Genomic DNA, 18,703 nt, shown 5'->3' on the forward strand with positions numbered 1-18,703 from the left:
TTCACTTGGGAAGAAGGGCTGGAGCCCAGCCCTTTACGTTCTTTAACGTGGCCTACTTTCCCGGCTTCTCCGCCTTCTTGGGCGGCGGAATGCTGATATCGATCATATTCACCTTGCCAAAGGTTGAGAGCTGGCGGTCAAAATCCTTGGCGTTGCCGACTACCAGCACCGCCATCTTTTCCGGGTGGAGATATTTGCGGGCCACGCGATCAACGTCAGCGGGCGTGACCTTTTCAATTCCCGCGCGGAACTGCTCCAGGAAGTCCGGCGGGAAGCCATAGAACTCATAGCGCATACGCTCTGCCAGGACTTTCTGCTTGGAATCAAACTCAAAGATGAAGGAATTCAAAATGGCGTCTTTGGCTTTTTTCATTTCAATCGGCTGGACTGTGCCGGTAATGAGCTTTTCCATCTCCTTGCGCAGCGCATCGATTCCGGCGGCGGTTGTTGCGCTTTTGGTCCCCATGGCAAAGCGGGTAATCCCGGAATGATCAAATGCCGTCCCTACGCCACCGCCCACGGAGTAAGCCAGCCCAAGCTTGGTGCGAATATTCACGAACAGGCGGGAAGAGAATCCGCCGCCAAATAACTCATTCATGACATCAATAGCGTAGTAATCGGGATTGCGGCGATCAATGCCGAGGTCAACCATCTCAATGGAACTCTGGTTGACATCATTTTTTTCTACAAAATAAATTCCCGGTGTGGGGCCGTGAAAAGTAATCTTCGCGGGGACAAATGGCTCGCCTTTGGGCATGTTGCCAAAAGCCTGACGCAACTTTTGTTCCATGGCGGCGGAATCAAAATCACCGGCAAGACCCAAGATCATGTTATTGGGCGCGATGGTGCGCTTGTGCCATTGCATCAAGTCTTCACGCGTGATGGCCGCCACGGTGTCATACTCAGCCGTGCGGGAATAAGGATTGTCCGGGCCATATGCCAGCTTGGCAGATTCGCGGCCGGCGATTTCGTCGAGATCGTCATTGCGGCGCGAGATCAGGCTGAAAAACTGTTGCTTCGCAAGATCAATTTTGTCCTGGCGAAACTCCGGGTTTTCCAGAAGATCCAGCACGACGGGGAAGACCTGATCATAATTTTCCTTCAGCGATGACCAGGAAAGAAAGGTCGAGTCCGCGCTGTCTGAAGCTTCAACGCGCGCGGCATGGGCCTCAAGAAAATCGTCAAGCTCGTCACCGGTTTTGCTTTTGGTGCCGCCCGTGCGCCACACATCGGCATAAAGGGAGATCATGCCGATCTTGTCCGCCGGCTCTTCACGCGATCCGCCACGGATGCGGATGGTGCCATCAATCAGCGGCAGTTCGTGGTCTTCCTGCAGGAAGATCACCATTCCGTTGGGCAGTTCCACACGGCGCGGCTCCTGCGGCTTGAATTGATGCAGCGGCGGAATGGGAACTTTTTGCCATGATGTGGCCGGCGCGGCAGAAGGCTTGGCTGTTGCCTGTGGGACTTTTGGCGGAATGGGTTTCCGGGCCTGGGCACCCGCGTTAAGAGCCAGCCCGTTCATTGCGAAAATTATTGTTATGAAGAGCAAGAATTTCACCTTGTTCATTTCTGCTCTCCTTTGGCCGGCTCTGTCGGCTTTGGTTTTTCCGCTTCCGTTTCCATGGTTGCAACGGTGCGATTGTCATCACGAAATGTCTTATTGGCGACGCGGCGAATATCGGCTTTGGTGACTTTGTCGATCTCATCAATCTGGCGGAAGAGCTCGCGCCAGTCACCATAGAGCGCCTGGTACTCACCCAGTTGGAAGGCCAAACCCTGATCGTTGCCCAGGCCGCGAATCAGGTCAGCCTTGGCGCGCGTCTTGATCGACTGCAATTCTTCGTCGGAGACATCCTGCGTTTTCAGCTTTTCAATCTCTTCATGGATAGGCGCGGCCATTTCTTCAGCAGTGTGGCCCTGGCTGGGCGCCGCAAAAAAGAAAAACAGGCTGGGATATTTATTGCCGGGGAACGAACCGCCCTGCGCGGCAATGGCAATCCGTTTGTCGCGCACCAGGGAACGATAGAGCCGGGAAGTGCGGCCTTTGGAAAGCAAGTCGGCCAGCACGTCATACACAGGATCGTCAGGATCGCGATAGTCTCCGCGGTGGTAGCCTTCAACATAAATCGGCTGGCTGCGGTCATGAATTAAGACGGTCCGCATGGCCTGTTGCGGAGGTTCTTGGGTGCGCAGCGGATCTGGCGCGGGGCGCGCGGGGATGCGGCCAAAGTATTTCTCGATGATCGGCATGGCCTCCGCGGCCTTCAGGTCGCCCACCACCGTGACCACCATGTTTGCGGGAACGTAATACTTCTTAAAGAAATTAATGGCGTCAGTGGCGGAGAAGGCGCGCAGATCAGAAGGCCAGCCAACTACGGGGCGTCCGTAAGGATGCGCGATGAATGCCGCGCGCAGAAACTGCTCAATCAGCCGGCCCTGCGGCGAGCTATCAACGCTCATGCGCCGTTCTTCATAGACGACGTCGCGCTCCTTATAAAACTCGCGCATCACCGGCTCCAGAAAGCGCTCTGACTCCAGGTAAGCCCACAACTCAAGGCGATTTTCTGGAAACGAATAGAAGTATGTCGTCTCGTCGCGGTCAGTGGATGCATTGAGACCGACTCCGCCCTGGCTTTCCACGATCTCACCAAACTCATTGGGGACTACAAACTTTTCGGCGGCATCCACGGCTGCCTGCCAGGCTTTTTCAAGCTCCGCCACCTTCTTTTCGTCGCGCCCAACTTCCTTCAACTTCTCATGCAAATAAGCGGCATACGTGGTTTCCACTTTTTCCAGCGCGGCTTTTTCCGCGGGCCAGTTTGTGGTGCCGATCTCATGCGTGCCCTTGAAGGCCATGTGCTCAAACATGTGCGCCAGGCCGGTGATGCCCGGGACTTCCTGCACGGAGCCGGCGTCAACGCGCGTGTAGAAGGAAAACACCGGCGCTTCAGGGCGTTCCATGAGCACGATGGTCAGGCCATTGGCCAGCTTCTTGACGGTGATCCGTTTTTCAAAGGAAGCAATGTCCTGGGCGTTAAGGGTGAGAGCGATCGAGATAAATCCAACGACAATTGCGAGGTTGCGCAAACAAGGAATCTTCATAGCTGTCTCAAGGGTAAAGGGTGACGCGGATGTTTTCAAATTGGACGCGCAACGGAGAGAGAAGTGAGCCAGCAACCATTACCAGATTAAATGCGCAACGCAAAATAACATTGCTGCGTGGCAGCTCTAAATGTATAACTGGGGCAATCTTTTTTGCACGCCCAGGAAAAACTAAGATGTCAAAACACCAGGAACTGCTCCAGGAGTTCCGACTATTTGCTGAAACCGCGGCGAACGCAACAGCGCTGATGACCCATATATCACAGCGCCTGCATGATGAGTTTTCACGTTACAACTGGGTGGGGTTTTATCTGGTAGATAAGGCCGATCCCGGGGTGCTGGTGGTGGGCCCTTATGTGGGCAGCTTCAGCCCCAACGTGCGTATCCCCATCAATAAAGGATTGTGCGGCGCGGCGGCCACCACCAAAAAGACCGTTGTGGTGAATGACGTGGCCAGCGATCCGCGTTATCTTTCCGGATCGGAAATTGTGAAGGCGAACCTGGTGGTCCCGATTCTGGCTAAAAATGAGCTGCTGGCTGAGCTCGATATTGAAAGCTATTTTGCCAATACGTTCACCAAAGCGGAGCAGGCCTTTGCGGAAGACGTGGCGCAGCTCGTAGGCAAGTATCTGGAGAAGAAACGGTAGTCTCAAGTCGGTGTCCGCTTGCTGGCTGGGCTGCTGCTTTCGTACCGGCAGATGAACACACAATGACATTGCCTGCCACGGCGGCTGACTATATAAAGGCAGCAGGGCTGGGCATAAGTCCGCGCAGCCCATGCCATAGAAATGTCCAAGCACCAGGAATTGCTTAAAGACTTCGGCTATGTAGCGCAGTCAGCGCGCACGGTGGATGCGTTGATGGAGGCGATCGTCCAGCGCCTGCATGACACCATGACGCGCTATAACTGGGTGGGATTTTACCTGGTGGATAAAACACGCCCCGGCAGCCTGAAGCTGGGGCCGCATGTGGGCAGCTTTGATCCCCATGAGAGCGTTTCTCTGGATAAAGGCCTGTGCGGCGACGCAGCCACGACGAAAAAAACCGTAGTGGTAAACAATGCGGCGAACGATCCGCGCTATAAGGCTTCGTCGGCGCTGGTGAAGTCGGAGATTGTGACGCCGATCTTTACGCGCGGCGCGCTTTACGGCGAAATCGACATCAATAGCTATTTTGCCGAAACCTTCAACTTTGACGAACAGAAGTTTGTGGAAGCGTGCGCGGCGCTGGTAAGCGGTTATCTGGAAAAGCCGCGCTGAGGTCACGCCTGGCCGGGCGAAATATTTCAAGCAGGCTGCTATGATGTCGCGCGTATGAAATTCCTTCGAATCCTGCTGCTCGTTCTGTTCTTTGCAAGTTCTTCCATCGCGCAAAACTCCAGTTCTACTAAGCCCAGCTCTACTAAATCCGGCTTCACGCTGGAACAGGTGATGGGTTCGCCGTTCCCGACTGCGCTGACGTCGGCAGCAAAAGCGAATCGCATTGCCTGGGTGTTTGACAGCCGGGGTGAACGCAACATATGGGTGGCGGACGCGCCTGACTTCGCCGGGCGGCAGGTTACGCACTATCAGGGTGACGATGGCCAGGATATTTTTGCCGTGAAGCTTACGCCGGACGGCAAGACCGTTGTCTATGCTCGTGGGTCGGAAGTGAGCAGCGAAGGCCACGTGGCAAATCCCACGACTGAAACGAAAGAGCCCAAGCAGCAGGTGTGGGCCGCCGAAGTGGAAACAGGCAAGCCGCGACTGCTGGGCGATATGGGCTGCGGGGAAGAGGACTGCGAGGATATCCGGCTTTCTCCTGACGGACTGACCGCCGTTTGGGTGGGGCCGAAGAACCATTTGTGGATGGCCAATATTGCCGCCGACAAGCCTGCGCACCAGCTCACCGAATTGCGCGGCGAAGAAAGCGAACCGCAGTGGTCGCCTGATGGAAAACATCTGGCGTTCAGGACTGGCCGAAAAGATCATGCGTTCATCGCGATCTTTGACATGGCTGAGCAGCGCGTGCGTTACGTTGCGCCCAGCGTTGATCGAGACTTTGCGCCGCGATGGTCTCCTGATGGTCGTCAGATCGTTTTCATTCGCACGCCGGGAGCAGAAAACCATTTGCCGCTAATTCCTGTTCGTCCGCATCCGTGGGCCATCTGGCTGGCCGACGCTGCAACGGCCGAAGCGCATGAGCTGTGGCACAGCGGCAAGGAGATGAACGATTCGCTGCCGCCGTTTGCGGCGGAGTCATTGAAGTTTGCTGAAGGCGGGAAAATTGTTTTCTGTTCGGAGCAGGATGGGTGGAACCATCTGTATGCAATTTCTGCGACTGGCGGCGCGCCAAGGCTTCTGACTCCCGGCAATTACGAGGCGGAAGATGTTGAGCTGACTCCTGACAAAACCACCATTCTTTATAGCTCGAACGATGGAGATGTGGAGCGGCGGCATATTTCCATGTCAATTCTGCAAGACCTTAACCGGCGCAATAAGCTGGACCTGCGACGGCTGCCGCTTACTACTGGCAAAACTATCGAGTGGCATCCCTTAATGCTTGCGGACGGCAAAACGATCGTCTGCTTCGGTTCGACCGCTACTTCGCCAGCAATGCCGTATCGAGTGGTGATAGAGCAAGGGAAAACAGACAGTCAGGGATTTTCCCAGCCCATCATCCATCGTGAGATGATCGCCGCCAGCGCGCTGCCCAAAGATTTTCCTTCGGACCAACTGGTTGAGCCGCAGACTGTCACGTTCAAAAGCGAAGACGGGCTGGAAATTCACGGAACGCTTTTTGTTCCACGCAATCGCACCCAGCCTGGCCCCGCAGTGATCCACGTTCACGGCGGACCGCCACGGCAGATGATGCCCGGCTTCCACTATTCGTACTACTACCACAACGCGTACGCGGAAAATCAGTACCTGGCCAGCCGCGGATACGTGGTGCTCTCAGTCAATTACCGTCTGGGCATCATGTATGGACGCGCCTTCCGTGAGCCTGCCAATGGCGGCTGGCGCGGCTCCTCTGAGTACAAGGACGTGGTGGCTGGCGCGCGATATCTGCAAAGCCTGCCGTATGTTGACCGCAAGCACATCGGCATCTGGGGAGGCTCTTACGGCGGCCTGATTACGGCACTGGCCCTTGCGCGCAACTCTGATATCTTTGCCGCCGGCGTGGATTTCCACGGCGTGCATGACTGGTCAGCGTTTCTCGGTGGCCGTGGCGGTGACGCGCCGGACGCCAAAGAAGCCGCCAAGCTGGCGTTTGATTCGTCACCCGTTGCATCGGCCACGACATGGAAGTCTCCTGTGCTCTTCATGCATGGCGACGATGACCGCAATGTGCCTTTCTCCCAAACTACGGATCTCATTCAGCGCCTTCGTCAGCAGAACGTTGACATCGAACAAATTATTTTTCCCGACGAGATCCATGATTTCCTGCTCTGGCGTACTTGGGTGAAGGGATACAAGGCCACAGCAGAGTTTTTTGATAGGAAGCTGCGGGACGCGACTCAAGGCAGCCAGCATTGACGAAGAACGCAGAGTTGTATCGAAAGTTCGCTAGCAGCGGTTTCTCGGTATGCAATTAAAACATCACTTGATCGACGTCCGCGCATGGATATAGGCATCAATCACCTTCTCCAGTGTCCCTTGCGCCTCAAGAACGTACTCCACCGCATCCCGCGCCGCGCCATGGCCACCCACGGACAAAGTCTCATGATGCGCCATCGCCTTCACCTGCGGACGCGCATTGGCCACGGCGATCGCCAGTCCGCAGCGCCGCATGATCGGCAGATCGATTACGTCGTCTCCCACATAGGCAATTTGTTCTTCTTGAAAGCCGCTTTCCGCCAGAATCTTGTCCAGAATGTCTGATTTGTTCTGCGCGCCCTGATAAAGGTAATCGATCTTCAAATCGCGGGCCCGCAATGCCACTGTCTCTGAAATGCGCTTTGTCACCATCCCGGTCTTCAATCCGCCCAGCCGCGCCAGTGAGATAGCTGTGCCGTCATGCGCGTTGAAACCTTTTGCTTCAATCATGTTCTGGCTGATGATGGCGAAACCGGGCTTGTCGGCATGTTTCTCCGCATGCGCGTCCGTGCTGCGCGGCCCCGATGCCGGAGCGGGGAAGAGCCATATGGATCCGTCAGTAAGAACGCCATCCACGTCGAAGAGAATTACTTTGATTTTCTTTGCGCGATCGAGAGATTCGGTCATTGGTATTTAGTACTTGGTATTTAGCAAACGCAGTGGGCTAAACACCGACTACCAATTACCAATTGCCACTATGGACAGTCCACATCTGCTTTCTCCGCCAGCCCTTAGCTCTTAGCCTTTAGCCAATCACGCTAAACCTGCGATACAAAGCTAAAAGCCAATGGCTAAGAGCTAATGGCTGTTTTTACACCATCTGTGTCCCCCACAAATCATGCAGATGAATAATTCCTTCCACCGTCCCGTCTGCCTGCGTCACCACCAGCGACGTAATTTTTTTCTGCTCCATGATGTTCAACGCCGTCATCGCGAATTCTTCTGGGCGAATCGTCTTCGGGTTGGCCGTCACGCAATCGCCGGCGGTCATACTAAGCACGTCTTTGCGTTTCTCCAGTAGCCGGCGCAGATCGCCATCGCTGATCACGCCCAGCAGTTTGTTGTCTTCCATCACGGTTGTAATGCCCAGACCCTTGCGCGACATCTCATAAATCACATCCACCATCCTGGTGGACCGCTCGACGCGCGGCACCGCAGCGCCGCTGTGCATTAGCTGTGAAACGCGCGCCAACTTTTTACCCAGCTTGCCGCCGGGATGCAAATGCGCAAAATCTTCTTCTTTGAAGCCACGTTTTTCTGAGAGCGCGACCGCCAGCGCATCGCCCAGCGCCAGCATTGCCGTGGTTGACGCCGTAGGCGCGAGTCCCAGCGAACATGCTTCCTGGTCGATGGAACAATCCAGAGCCACATCCGCCGCCTGCGCCAGCGTTGATTTTTTGATTGAAGCCGGTTTATGTGAGTTTTCCGGATAAAGCCTGTCGCCCGTGATCGTAATCAGCTTGCTGCCGATCCTGCGGATCGTGACCAGCAATTGCAGGATTTCTTCCGTCTCGCCGCTTGAAGAAAGCGCCAGGACCACATCGCCGCGGACCAGCATTCCCAGGTCGCCGTGTACGGCCTCTGCCGGATGCAGATAAAGCGCCGGCGTGCCGGTAGAGCTGAGCGTGGCGGCAATTTTCCTCGCAATGATTCCGCTCTTGCCCATACCCGTCGCAACCACACGTCCACCGCAGGAATCCAGGCATTCCACGGCCCGGACAAAGTCCTGCGCCATTGGCCCGTCAATGCGTTCGGCCAATTCGCGCAGCGCTTCCGCCTCAATGCGCACTACGTTGGATCCAGTGGATTTCACTCGAGAATAATAGTAGCAGTTCGCGGCGAAAAATCGCCGCTCAAGCAATTGGCAGAATAGCAATTAGCATTCAGGCAAAAGCCGAATGTCCCCCTCGATAACCTTTGCCAATTGCTATTTGTTAATTGCTGGACGCTATACTTCCACCACACGATACGGGCACGGCGGATTCTGCGCCATCAAAATTGACAACGCAACATTGTGGACTGGGACGCCACCAATGGTTTTGCCATCGGGTTTGCCATGGTGCGCATGGCCATGGAATGCAACCACTGCTTGATGGCGATCAATTACTTCAGCCAGACGCGAGCTGCCCAGGAATGGAAAAATTTCCTGACGTTCGCCCTCCACGGTTTCGCAGATTGGAGCATAGTGGGTGACAATCACAATCTTCGGCGTGCGTAGCATGGTAAGCGCGCGCTCCAATTTGAGCGTTTCGTCCAGGCTCGCCTGGACAAACGCTTTAATCTCTTTTTCGCCGAAAGCTGTCAGCATGCCGCGGCCAAACCCTCCGGGAAAGCCTTTGGCGCCGGCAAATCCCACGCCATCTCGTTCATAGCTGCTGCCATCCAGCACTTTGATGCCCTCGGTGGTCATCATCTTGATCAGTTCCGTTTCCTGGCCGCTCTCGTAATCGTGATTGCCCAGCACGGCCACAATGGGAATACGCAACCGCACCAGTCCATTCAGGAGAGAATGCATCTCTTCCGGCTTGCCGTAATTGGTAAGATCGCCGGCAATCACCAGCAGGTCAGCCTCGTCGCGCACACGCGACAGTGGCTCGCGTATGCGGTCATAGCTCTGCGGCGTAAAGTGCAAGTCTGCTGTGGCTGCAATTCTCATAGCTTAGTGAAAATTATTTGAAGTGACAGTTGAATATCGCCACCTTCTAGGCCGCTTCTTTTTTCTCCCGATGGATCAGTTCGGCTTTTTCGCGAAGCTCTTCCAGGATATTGCGCTTCCCCCACTCGGCCACGTCAATGGCAAACATCTTGTCGTCAATCAGGCTGCCGCGAAAGTTTGCCCCTGTATTCGGGTGCGCCAGCTCAACGCTGAATCGCTGCACCAATTCTTTCCATATTTCCGGAGGCACATAATCGGAATTTGCCGGATAAATATAATGGTAGAGCACCAAGCTCCAGAACAGCATTTCCCAGTGATCGCCAATAAGGCTAATCAGCCGCTGCCAGTTAAACTTGCCCTTGGTACCGTAGATCACGTGGCAAATGTCCGCGCCGTCAAAGCGTTCGCGACGCGTGACAAAAAGTTTTGACGCAATCAACTCTTCCGGCGCCAGCACCCGCACGGAAAGCCCAAATACTTCTGAGCGGCTGGCGTGCCGAATCCATGAATAATCCACTCGCAACACCGCGTTGCTCATACCCGTGATCAGGTCAACAAAAAAGCCGTCGCGTTTGGCTTTGGCCAGCCACACGGAATCCAGGACTTCGGTTTCAAAGCCATCTTTTTCCAGCAGCGTTAGCGCGCGCCCTACTTCCTGCGCGGGAAGAAAAAGGTCCAGGTCCTTGGTGTCGCGCCAGATTCCAGTATGCTCATGCAAAGCAAAGGCCCCGGATATTACGAAGGGAACGTGATTGCCCTCCAGCAATTGGATTATTTCGCGAAACAGAGATTCCTGCTGCTTGCAAAATACCGGAGGAGTCGAAGAGCTTACCGGCAGCGCTATTTCCCGGTCGTCAGGCATCACGGATTAGATGGCCTTTCGCGTTGTCACGTTGTTGAACTACCCTGAAAAATGCACCTTGGAAGGTAAGGGGTCTGGAACAGCATTTGCCCGCTAAGCATCTAATATGGAAGTGGTACTGGAGTTTCCATGGCCAGGAAAGAGTCCGTAATCGAGATAGAGGGCCGGCAAATCAAGCTGTCGAATCTGGATAAGGTCCTTTATCCCAAAGCTGGTTTCACCAAAGGCCAGGTCATCGATTATTACGTCCGCATTGCGCCTGTGCTGCTGCCTCATCTGGCCGACCGCGCTCTAACGCTCAAGCGCTATCCCAACGGTGTTGAGGGGATGTTTTTTTATGAGAAAAACTGTCCCAGCTACCGTCCCCCCTGGATGAAGACCGCCAGGGTCTGGAGCGAAGGCAATAATCGCTTTATGGACTACTGTGTTGTCGCCGATCTGCCAACGCTGGTTTGGCTCGCCAATCTGGCCGACCTCGAATTGCATACTTCGCTTTCGCGCGCGCCTGATACAAATCGTCCCACAGTGATCGCCTTCGACCTTGATCCGGGCCCGCCGGCCAACATTGTACAGTGCTGCCAGGTGGGCCTGTGGGTGCGTGAGATTTTTGAGCAGTTCGGCCTGCAGGCTTTTGCCAAGACATCTGGTTCCAAGGGCCTTCAGATTTATGTCCCCTTGAACACTGCCGTTTCTTATGCGCAAACCAAGCCTTTTGCCAGGGCGATTGCGCAGCTGCTGGAAGAGCGCCACCCCGATCTTGTGGTTTCCGATATGAAAAAAGCCCTGCGCGTGAATAAGGTCTTTGTTGACTGGAGCCAGAACGACGATTACAAGACTACAGTCAACGTTTATTCGTTACGCGCTAAAGACCAGCCAACTGTATCCACGCCGGTTACATGGAAAGAGGTGGAAAACTGCTTGAAAAAAGCCGATCCAGAGTTGCTGGTTTTTACTTCAGATCAGGTTTTGCAGCGGGTAGAAAAGTCGGGCGATCTTTTTGAGCCCGTTCTGAAGCTCAAGCAAAAGCTGCCTCCCCTGACGGCCCTGGGACAGAATGGCCCTCAACCGGCAGCTTCAGCGGCAAAGGCGAAGCTTAAAGGGTTCCAATCTGCTCGGCCTGCTGGAAAAACTGCTTCCAAGACCGCCACCAAACCAGTTAAGCGGAAAGCCCGCGCCCGCTAGTCCCTTACTGGTCGCACTTTTATTAACGGCCTGAAATCGCCTGCTTTCAGCCGGTATTCCTTGGTGTTTGCCCCATTCGTCCCCGCTCCGCATTACTTAAGGACAAATCCAGGCTCGCCCACTTGAATCCAGCTACAGTGACCATGTTCGCGCGGAAACATAGAGCAATCCGGAACTCATTGGCATCAAAATAGGGGTGGGGAAAATGGCTGAAAAGGGCTTTCAGATCGCGTCCCGGTTGCGTACCCTGACTTCAGAGCTGCGCCTGCTTGAGCGCGACTTGAAAAGTGGCACCATTTCCGACGATGCGGCCTTGCAGGAGTTTCGCCATGCTCTTGACGAAATCCGCATGACTTCATGGACGGCCAGCGAGCTGCACCATGCCCAGCCCGGGCGCAAAGAGCTGCTGGCATCGTTCCTGGCCGCCGAGCGAATCCGCCGTTTCGCGCAGATGATGCGCGACCTTTCCATTGATATGGAGCATGAGGACGTAAACTGGGAAAGCGGCGGCATCCAGACCTTGTATGACGCCGTAACGCTGCTGCAATCGCGGCTCGACCGGCTCATCCGTGATCACCGCGCCGGCTTTCGCAACCTAAAAGACGAACAACGCTGATCTAGCGAAGCGTCGCTTCCGCCACCTGCGCTCCGGCTGTCGCGCGCTGATGGCTTGCCGCCAGATGCTCCAGCGCGGCATTAATCCCGCCCGGCTTGTGTGGGACCTTTGCCAGCCGCAACCCCATCTCAACGCCGCTGAGCGTGCCTGCCAGCATAAGGTCGTTGAAGTGTCCCAGGTGCCCGATGCGAAACACCTTGCCACCCAGCTTCGCCAGCCCCGTGCCAAGTGACATATCAAAGGTGTCTAGAATAAGTTCCCGTAGCTTGTCCGCATCATGGCCCAGCGGCATGGCAACTGCCGTAAGCGAACTGGAATATTCCTTAGGCTCTTCGCACCATACTTCCAGCCCCCACGCTTCCACGGCCGCACGCGTAGCTTTTGCATGGCGGTCATGCCGGCGAAACACATTGTCCAGTCCTTCTTCATGCAGCATGGCCAGCGCTTCCCGCAGCCCCCACAAAAGATTTGTCGCCGGTGTGTAAGGAAAGAAGCCTGACCGATTGGGCTTGAGCATCTCCTGCCAGTCCCAGTAATAGCGTCCCATTTTGGCCGACTTATTCGCCGCCAGCGCCTTTTCTGAAATTGCGTTAAAGCTCAGCCCCGGCGGAAGCATCAGCCCTTTTTGCGATCCACCCACGGTTACGTCCACGCCCCATTCATCGTGCCGGTAATCCATCGAGCCTAACGATGAAATCGTATCCACCATGAGCAGCGCCGGATGCTGCGCTCGATCCATGGCTTTGCGAATCTCGGCAATGCGGCTGGCTACTCCGGTGGAAGTTTCATTGTGCACAACCATCACGGCTTTGATCGCGTGCTGCTTGTCTTCTTTCAGCCGATGTTCGGCGTCCTCCGGCGGCGCGCCGCGCCGCCAATTTCCCGGTACATAATCAACGACCAGCCCATGCCGTACGGCGACATCACGCCACAGATTGGAAAAGTGCCCGGTTTCAAACATCAGCACTCGATCACCCGGAGAGAGCGTGTTCACAATCGCCGCTTCCCACGCACCGGAGCCAGACGCAGGATAAATTACGACCGGTCCTTTGGTCTTGAAGATCGATTTCACTCCTTCAAGCACTTCAGCGCCCAGCTGCGCAAACTCCTGTCCTCGATGATCAATCACAGGGCGGTCCATCGCGCGCAGAACACGGTCAGGAACGTTGGTTGGTCCGGGAATCTGTAGAAAATGGCGTCCGGTATGAATCGTCATTTCGTGTCGCTCCGCTCCAAACCGCTTGGGTGCTTCGTGGTTCGGAAAGTTCTTGCTGCGCCTGTTAACATCGCGCAGCTTTTATTAAAACAGTTTAGATCAATCTCGATTGCAGATGAAAAAACGCGCCTGTGTGGCACAGGCACTCTTGCCTGTGCACAATTTTCACTTGTGATCACCCGATTTCTTCCACTTCCTCCATATCTTCTTCTTCCGGCTCAAAATCTACCTTGTCCACGTTGCTCATCGCCACTTGTAGAACGTAGGCCAGCTTTGTGGCCACTTTTTCGTTCAGTGTGCCATCCACTAGGCCTTGCGCTGTCTTGTTAAGCGCCACCTGGATTGAATTCGCGTCGTCCAGCGCCGGCAGGCTGAACTTCGTCGGACGCGCAGCCTCCATCGCCAGGTGCATGTTGCAATACTTCTGCCCTCGCACCTTCGGCGCCCGGCAGGCCTTACCGCCGCTTTTGGGATACTCGCATCGCGGCGCACGGTTCGCCTTCTCTAGGTTGTCCCGCAGCATCGTGAACACATCGTGCCGCTCGCCGTCAGCCAGCTTGGCCGCCGCCCCTATTGCCGGATTTTTCTCCAGCAGCTTCTGGCATGCCGTAAACGTCTCCCCCAGTTGCGTAAACAGCCGCGCAGCCTCGGTTGAGGGCCACTGTTCCTTAAGTTCTTCTTGCTCCTCCCGCCGTCGGCGCTCGTCCCGCATCCTGTCCACGGCCCAGTAGTCCTCAGTGGTCTTGGCCTTCAGATACACTTCCCATTCTTCGTCGCTATACCCATTAGCACCGCTCTCTTTTGCTCTTGGCATACCGCCTCCTTATGGTCATCCAATCAAGCTCATTAGGACTGTTTCCGATCACCCGATGTCCCGATCACCGGATCACCCGATTTCTTCTACCCCCACCCGCCTTTTTCCGCCTTTTGTTGCAAACAAAGGCACTTCTTCCATTCGACGCTCGCATGGCCCCTGCGTGGCCCTTGGGCGACGCTTGGGCCACCCTTGGGCCACCCAAGGGCCACCCAATCCCAAACCCAATTCCAATCCCAAATTCAATCCTGAGCTTTGTGGCACAGGCACTCTTGCCTGTGCTCCTGGTTGACAGGGAATAAATCGCCTTACGTCTTCCGCGACCTCTCAGCCATCGGCTGATGGGCCGTAGCCCAAAAACACGAACACCCGGCCCAAAGGCCGGGTGTGAACTGGATATTCAACGCGAATATTACACGAATATGTTATGCAATGCAAGCAATTTTCGCGCGCATTAAAACACTAAGCTCGTCGTCCAAGGATCCATACACGAGTGCAGTTGCTGTGGCAGAACGGTGCGGAGGTAGGGTTGGAGAAAACTCGGTCTGTTTGCTTGGGACGTATTTCGCGCATCAGGTCCAACGATTCAAAGTTTCTGCAGATCACTGCTCGCGCCGTTCACTTCTTCTTGTTCACTCGCCTGCTTCTCTGTTGCCTGTGCTGTCGTTTCCCAAATGGTGTGAAAGAACGTTCAACACTGCCCATTCCGAGAACTACTGCGTCCGGGTCGTGCTTTGGGTCAATGTCACCAGCCTGCCGGAAATGGATCGTGTTTTTGAAAATCCCCAGTTCCAGCATCGGTTTCACGGAGGAATCATCTGAAGACAGTACTCCTGGAGCCAAGGTGTACGTCTTGTAATGCCGATACGCCTCTTTGAAATATTCTAAGTTTTTGGAGCCAGGTGCCGGGTTCATCCGATTTATGCGGCTAATCATCGCGAATAGCGAATTTTCAACGTCAATCGAGAGTCCGGCAGCTCTGTACCTTTTCACGGTGTTCTCGAAATCAACACTAACGTGCACCGTGTACCCGGGCCGTTCTCCTTTGATCTTACCTTCAATGATCGAGATACGCAGTTCTTCGAACTCATCATCTTGACCATATCGCTTGTGCCATTCTTCGAAAATCTGACGTGCAGCCTTCTCATTCCTGAATGCAAAGCCCAATACTGGTGGATTACTTTCGAACATGAACATAAAAGTTCCCTGCCACTTAGCCTCGTTCCACAGATCCACGTTGATCGGGCCTGTCATATACATGGACAGGTCGGTCTTGACATCTTTCTTAGGCAGCGGCCGTATCGGCCCCAACCACGGCTTCTTTGCAGTTGGTCTGTTCAAGAGCCGAGCGTAGAGCTTGTCATATCCCTCGGATGTGTCTACTCGATAGTGAGTCGCAGACTGAATAGGCGTAGGGATGAATTGCTTATCATTGGCTCGAAGCAATACGGGAATGAACTTCTGGTTTATGCCCTCGTTGTAAAGGTGTTGGTAGATTAAGCCACCTTCCCATCGAACCCCAAGCCGCGTCTTCGGTGCAGCTTCACCCATTACCCCCCTGTAGTACTCTTCCGTAGAGACCACCAGGACGAACCGTGAATCACGGATTTTTTTGTCCATCCATCTCGGCCAGCCCTCTGGGGGGGACTCTTCATATTGGTCAATGATGGCATCGATTCCTTCGGATCTAAGACGATCCGCGAACTCACGAACCGCCTTTATATGCTCATCGCTGTCCCAGCTGTAACTTATGAATACTTCCCCGCGGGGCGCAACGAACGCGGATTTATCATCTGCCATAACACAAACAGCATACGGTAATTCCGGCATGGGATTGAAGTCGGTGCCACTTTTCGCCCAGTGTTGGCAGAGAGCGGGGCCTCCTGATCCGGCAGAGGCGTGGGATCACCTCGCTACATGAAGCCAGCGCCGGAGGCGCGACGCAAAGATCGTATTCAATACCGCGCTTCTTCAACAACGCAATAAACTCCTCTGCCGATCTCGCGGCTATCCGTGTTAATCAGTGGTAAGGTTTGCCTTTCTAAATCCGCGACAATCCGCGTTAATCAGCGGTAGGAAGTTTTTTGCTTTTGCCTACAGTTTCTCAACGATTCTCTGCAACTCCCTCGCAATTTCCTCCGGATCGGCTGTCGGCTCAAACCTTACCGGTTCGCCGATCCGCACCTGCACTGCATGCGGCGGCGCATAATGTTTTTTGGCAATTTTGAAAGGAAACAGCCCGTCAATGCGCATGGGAATAATCGGCAGGTTCAGGTGCGTTGCCAGCAATCCGATCCCGCTGCGGAATGGCGACATCTCACCGGTTTCCGTGCGGCGTCCTTCAGGAAAAATGACCACGCTGTAGCCACGATCCACCAGCTCTCCGGCAAACCGGAAGCTCTCACGATATTTTGCCCGTTGCGGCAGCGAAAAGACATTAAAGAACATCGCGATCAGCGCGTACCGCAACTGCTCCCACCAACGCTTTAAAAAGAACCACTCCTTGGGTGGATTGCGCATGGCGCGCAGCATCTCGCCCTGCATGGCCACACCCAGCCGGTTACGCAGATGCATGGGCAGCGCCGCCATCAGGAATCCAATATCAATCTGCGCAATGTGATTGGAAATAATCAGCGCAGGCCCGTGAAAATCTTTTAATCGCTCGCGACCTATTATCTTTGGCCGCGCCATCACCATGATGTAAGGCAGCGTTACGCAGTTATAGCCCAGCACACGAATCCATCGCACCAGACGGTTTTGCGCCCAGCGCGAATAGGGATAGTTATTCGCCCTGGCTTCCGGCGCCGACTTCTGCAGCAGATTCTCCAGGTCAGCAACCGTGTTTACCTGGGAAAATTCGCGATCGCCCAGATCAACCTGATAACGGCTTTCAATCGCCGCCATTAACTCCACGCGGTCCAGTGAACTCAGGTTCAGATCATTTTCCAGATGAGCCCCCGGCTTGAGTTCAACCCGATGGCCGGCAATATTGCCGATTAGCTCTTCCAGCGTTCCATCTCCGGAGTGGCTGCTCTTTGGCGATCCTGATGTGGGATTGCCATTGACCTGGCTCTCCGCCGCTTTGCGAATTAATTCCAGCTTTGGCTTCTGCGTGGACGTGCGCGGAAAATCGTCATCGGGCCATACCATCCACCGGCGTATCTTCTGGAAATCAGCCAGCGTCTGGTTGGCATTTGTTACAGCGGTGCTGCCGGAGTCGCCATTTTTGAGCAGCAGCACGGCGCAGGCTTCTGCATTTCCTCCCGCAGCCACACCCACGACCACCACGTCGCGCACTTGTGGCTGTTTGCGCAGGGCCTGTTCCAGGTCTTCCGGATAAATCTTTAAACCCGCGGGCGTTACGATCACGTTTTTGCTGCGGCCTTTGAAATAAAGATTGCCTTCTTCGTCCATCGCGCCCAGATCGCCAGTACGGAACCAGCCTTCTTCGCCTGTCACTGGCTTCAATCCTTTCCCTTGCCAGTATTGGCGCGCCACGTTTTCTCCGCGTACAAGGATCTCACCGGTTTCGGGATCAAGCTTCATCTCGCGGCCAGGGAGGACTTTCCCAATCGATCTGCGTCCGACTTTGAAAGGATGGTTCAGGCTGATCAGGGAGCTTGTTTCCGTAAGCCCATAGCCTTGCACCACCACATAGCCTAGACGTCGCCAGAATTCTTCAGTGTTCTGGTCGAGCGCCGCGCCCCCGGAAATAATGGCCCAGAACTTCCACCCGAATAGCCGGCGGATTTTTCTGAATCGCCACCACCGTTTCAGGAAGCGCTCATTCTCCGCGCACTCCCAGTTTTTGTCGATATACGCGCCCATGTCATCGCGCAGCTTGTTCTTTAGCGACTCCACTACGCGCGGCACAGCCACCAGTACTGAAATGCGCTCGGTCTTGATGGTCGTGACAATATCAGTAGGTTTAAAGCTGTCCTGGAAATGCACGGTGCCGCCAAGCAGCGATGGAATGAACATTCCCATGAATTGACCGAAGACATGGCTAAGCGGGAGTAGCTCAAGAAATCGTATGGGATGAAATAGCCGTTCGGACCAGCGATATTTGGGAAACTCGCGTTCAATTGGATCAACGCTGGCCAGAATGTTTCCATGCGTCAGCACCACGCCCCGCGGTTCAGCAGTAGTACCCGATGTGAAGACTATCTGCGCTGTATCATCCCGGCTGATCTTTATGGGAGCGTAAGGTGCGGGTGATCGCTGCGCCAGAGACTCACTTAAGTTTTCAAGCTCAAGAGAAGGACGGCCCGCAGCATGGATCGTCAAAGAGTTGGTGCAGACGATCAGCTTGGCATCCACATCAGACATTACGCGCTGAGCAAAATCAGGCGCGGCAATCCGGTCCATTGGAACAGCTACTGCGCCGCGCAGCATGCAGCCAAAGAATGCCCCAACCCATTCCGCGCAGTTATCACCCCACAACAGAACGCGGTCGTCCTTGCCAATCCCTCTTGCTTCAAGTTCGTGCGCAAAGCGAAACGCCAATTCGGCAAGCTGACCATAGGTCCAGCGCAAGGTACGAAATCCGCGACGATGTACGTACGCAATCTCGCTTCCGCGCGCCAGGTGCAGTTGCGGATATTCGGCTAGGGTCTGTGGCATCTATCTCTAAAATACCGATTCAGCCCACACTACGCAAAGCGGCAAAGCGCGGCA

Annotated in this window: 15 protein-coding genes; 5 read left to right on the forward strand and 10 right to left on the reverse strand. The window is 54.9% G+C overall.

The window, feature by feature from the left end:
• Window positions 1-52: 52 nt before the first annotated feature.
• Window positions 53-1,570 (reverse strand): insulinase family protein, encoded by a 1,518-nt coding sequence (locus LAO76_12610; GenBank protein MBZ5491764.1) that lies wholly within the window; start codon window positions 1,568-1,570, stop codon window positions 53-55.
• A complete protein-coding gene (locus LAO76_12615) occupies window positions 1,567-3,105 on the reverse strand; it encodes an insulinase family protein (GenBank protein ID MBZ5491765.1) in 1,539 nt (512 codons plus the stop codon). The genes LAO76_12610 and LAO76_12615 overlap by 4 nt, the downstream gene beginning before the upstream one ends.
• A 176-nt stretch (window positions 3,106-3,281) precedes the next feature.
• Here LAO76_12615 and LAO76_12620 point away from each other — a divergent pair, with 176 nt between their 5' ends.
• From LAO76_12620 to LAO76_12630, 3 genes are all read left to right on the forward strand, one after another.
• Window positions 3,282-3,752, forward strand: a complete 471-nt coding sequence (locus tag LAO76_12620; protein MBZ5491766.1) for a GAF domain-containing protein — start codon at window positions 3,282-3,284, stop codon at window positions 3,750-3,752.
• Between the two features lie 141 nt (window positions 3,753-3,893).
• The gene (locus LAO76_12625) at window positions 3,894-4,364 is read left to right on the forward strand and encodes a GAF domain-containing protein (protein MBZ5491767.1); all 471 of its coding nucleotides are present in this window, start codon (window positions 3,894-3,896) and stop codon (window positions 4,362-4,364) included.
• A 54-nt stretch (window positions 4,365-4,418) separates the two neighbouring features.
• Window positions 4,419-6,620 carry a prolyl oligopeptidase family serine peptidase gene (locus LAO76_12630; protein ID MBZ5491768.1) on the forward strand — a complete coding sequence of 734 codons (2,202 nt, stop codon included), beginning with the start codon at window positions 4,419-4,421 and terminating at the stop codon, window positions 6,618-6,620.
• A gap of 63 nt (window positions 6,621-6,683) precedes the next feature.
• On the opposite strand, the gene LAO76_12635 is transcribed toward LAO76_12630, so the two are convergent.
• The 4 genes from LAO76_12635 to LAO76_12650 form a co-directional block, all read right to left on the reverse strand.
• The gene (locus LAO76_12635) at window positions 6,684-7,307 is read right to left on the reverse strand and encodes an HAD hydrolase family protein (protein ID MBZ5491769.1); all 624 of its coding nucleotides are present in this window, start codon (window positions 7,305-7,307) and stop codon (window positions 6,684-6,686) included.
• Between the two features lie 184 nt (window positions 7,308-7,491).
• Window positions 7,492-8,415, reverse strand: a complete 924-nt coding sequence (locus tag LAO76_12640) for a KpsF/GutQ family sugar-phosphate isomerase (protein MBZ5491770.1) — start codon at window positions 8,413-8,415, stop codon at window positions 7,492-7,494.
• A 213-nt stretch (window positions 8,416-8,628) separates the two neighbouring features.
• On the reverse strand, window positions 8,629-9,336 hold the full coding sequence (locus LAO76_12645; protein MBZ5491771.1) for a metallophosphoesterase: 708 nt from the start codon (window positions 9,334-9,336) through the stop codon (window positions 8,629-8,631).
• 46 nt (window positions 9,337-9,382) lie between these two features.
• Window positions 9,383-10,198: a nucleotidyltransferase family protein gene (locus tag LAO76_12650; protein ID MBZ5491772.1), complete on the reverse strand. Its 816-nt coding sequence runs from the start codon at window positions 10,196-10,198 to the stop codon at window positions 9,383-9,385.
• 129 nt (window positions 10,199-10,327) lie between these two features.
• Here LAO76_12650 and ligD point away from each other — a divergent pair, with 129 nt between their 5' ends.
• Entirely contained in the window at window positions 10,328-11,380 is a 1,053-nt protein-coding gene (gene ligD / locus LAO76_12655) for a non-homologous end-joining DNA ligase (protein MBZ5491773.1), read from the forward strand.
• A 205-nt stretch (window positions 11,381-11,585) separates the two neighbouring features.
• On the forward strand, window positions 11,586-11,996 hold the full coding sequence (locus tag LAO76_12660) for a hypothetical protein (GenBank protein MBZ5491774.1): 411 nt from the start codon (window positions 11,586-11,588) through the stop codon (window positions 11,994-11,996).
• Window position 11,997: 1 nt separating this feature from the next.
• Here LAO76_12660 and LAO76_12665 read toward each other — a convergent pair whose 3' ends face one another.
• The 4 genes from LAO76_12665 to LAO76_12680 form a co-directional block, all read right to left on the reverse strand.
• Window positions 11,998-13,212, reverse strand: coding sequence for an aminotransferase class V-fold PLP-dependent enzyme (locus LAO76_12665; GenBank protein ID MBZ5491775.1), 1,215 nt, complete (start codon window positions 13,210-13,212; stop codon window positions 11,998-12,000).
• A gap of 175 nt (window positions 13,213-13,387) precedes the next feature.
• Window positions 13,388-14,026, reverse strand: coding sequence for a hypothetical protein (locus tag LAO76_12670; protein MBZ5491776.1), 639 nt, complete (start codon window positions 14,024-14,026; stop codon window positions 13,388-13,390).
• Window positions 14,027-14,644: 618 nt separating this feature from the next.
• Entirely contained in the window at window positions 14,645-15,826 is a 1,182-nt protein-coding gene (locus tag LAO76_12675) for a TIR domain-containing protein (protein ID MBZ5491777.1), read from the reverse strand.
• 294 nt (window positions 15,827-16,120) lie between these two features.
• Complete coding sequence (locus LAO76_12680) at window positions 16,121-18,649, reverse strand: AMP-binding protein (protein MBZ5491778.1); 2,529 nt, start codon at window positions 18,647-18,649, stop codon at window positions 16,121-16,123.
• Window positions 18,650-18,703 lie beyond the last annotated feature (54 nt).

This window comes from Terriglobia bacterium (genome assembly GCA_020072645.1).
Taxonomy (GTDB): domain Bacteria; phylum Acidobacteriota; class Terriglobia; order Terriglobales; family Acidobacteriaceae; genus Angelobacter.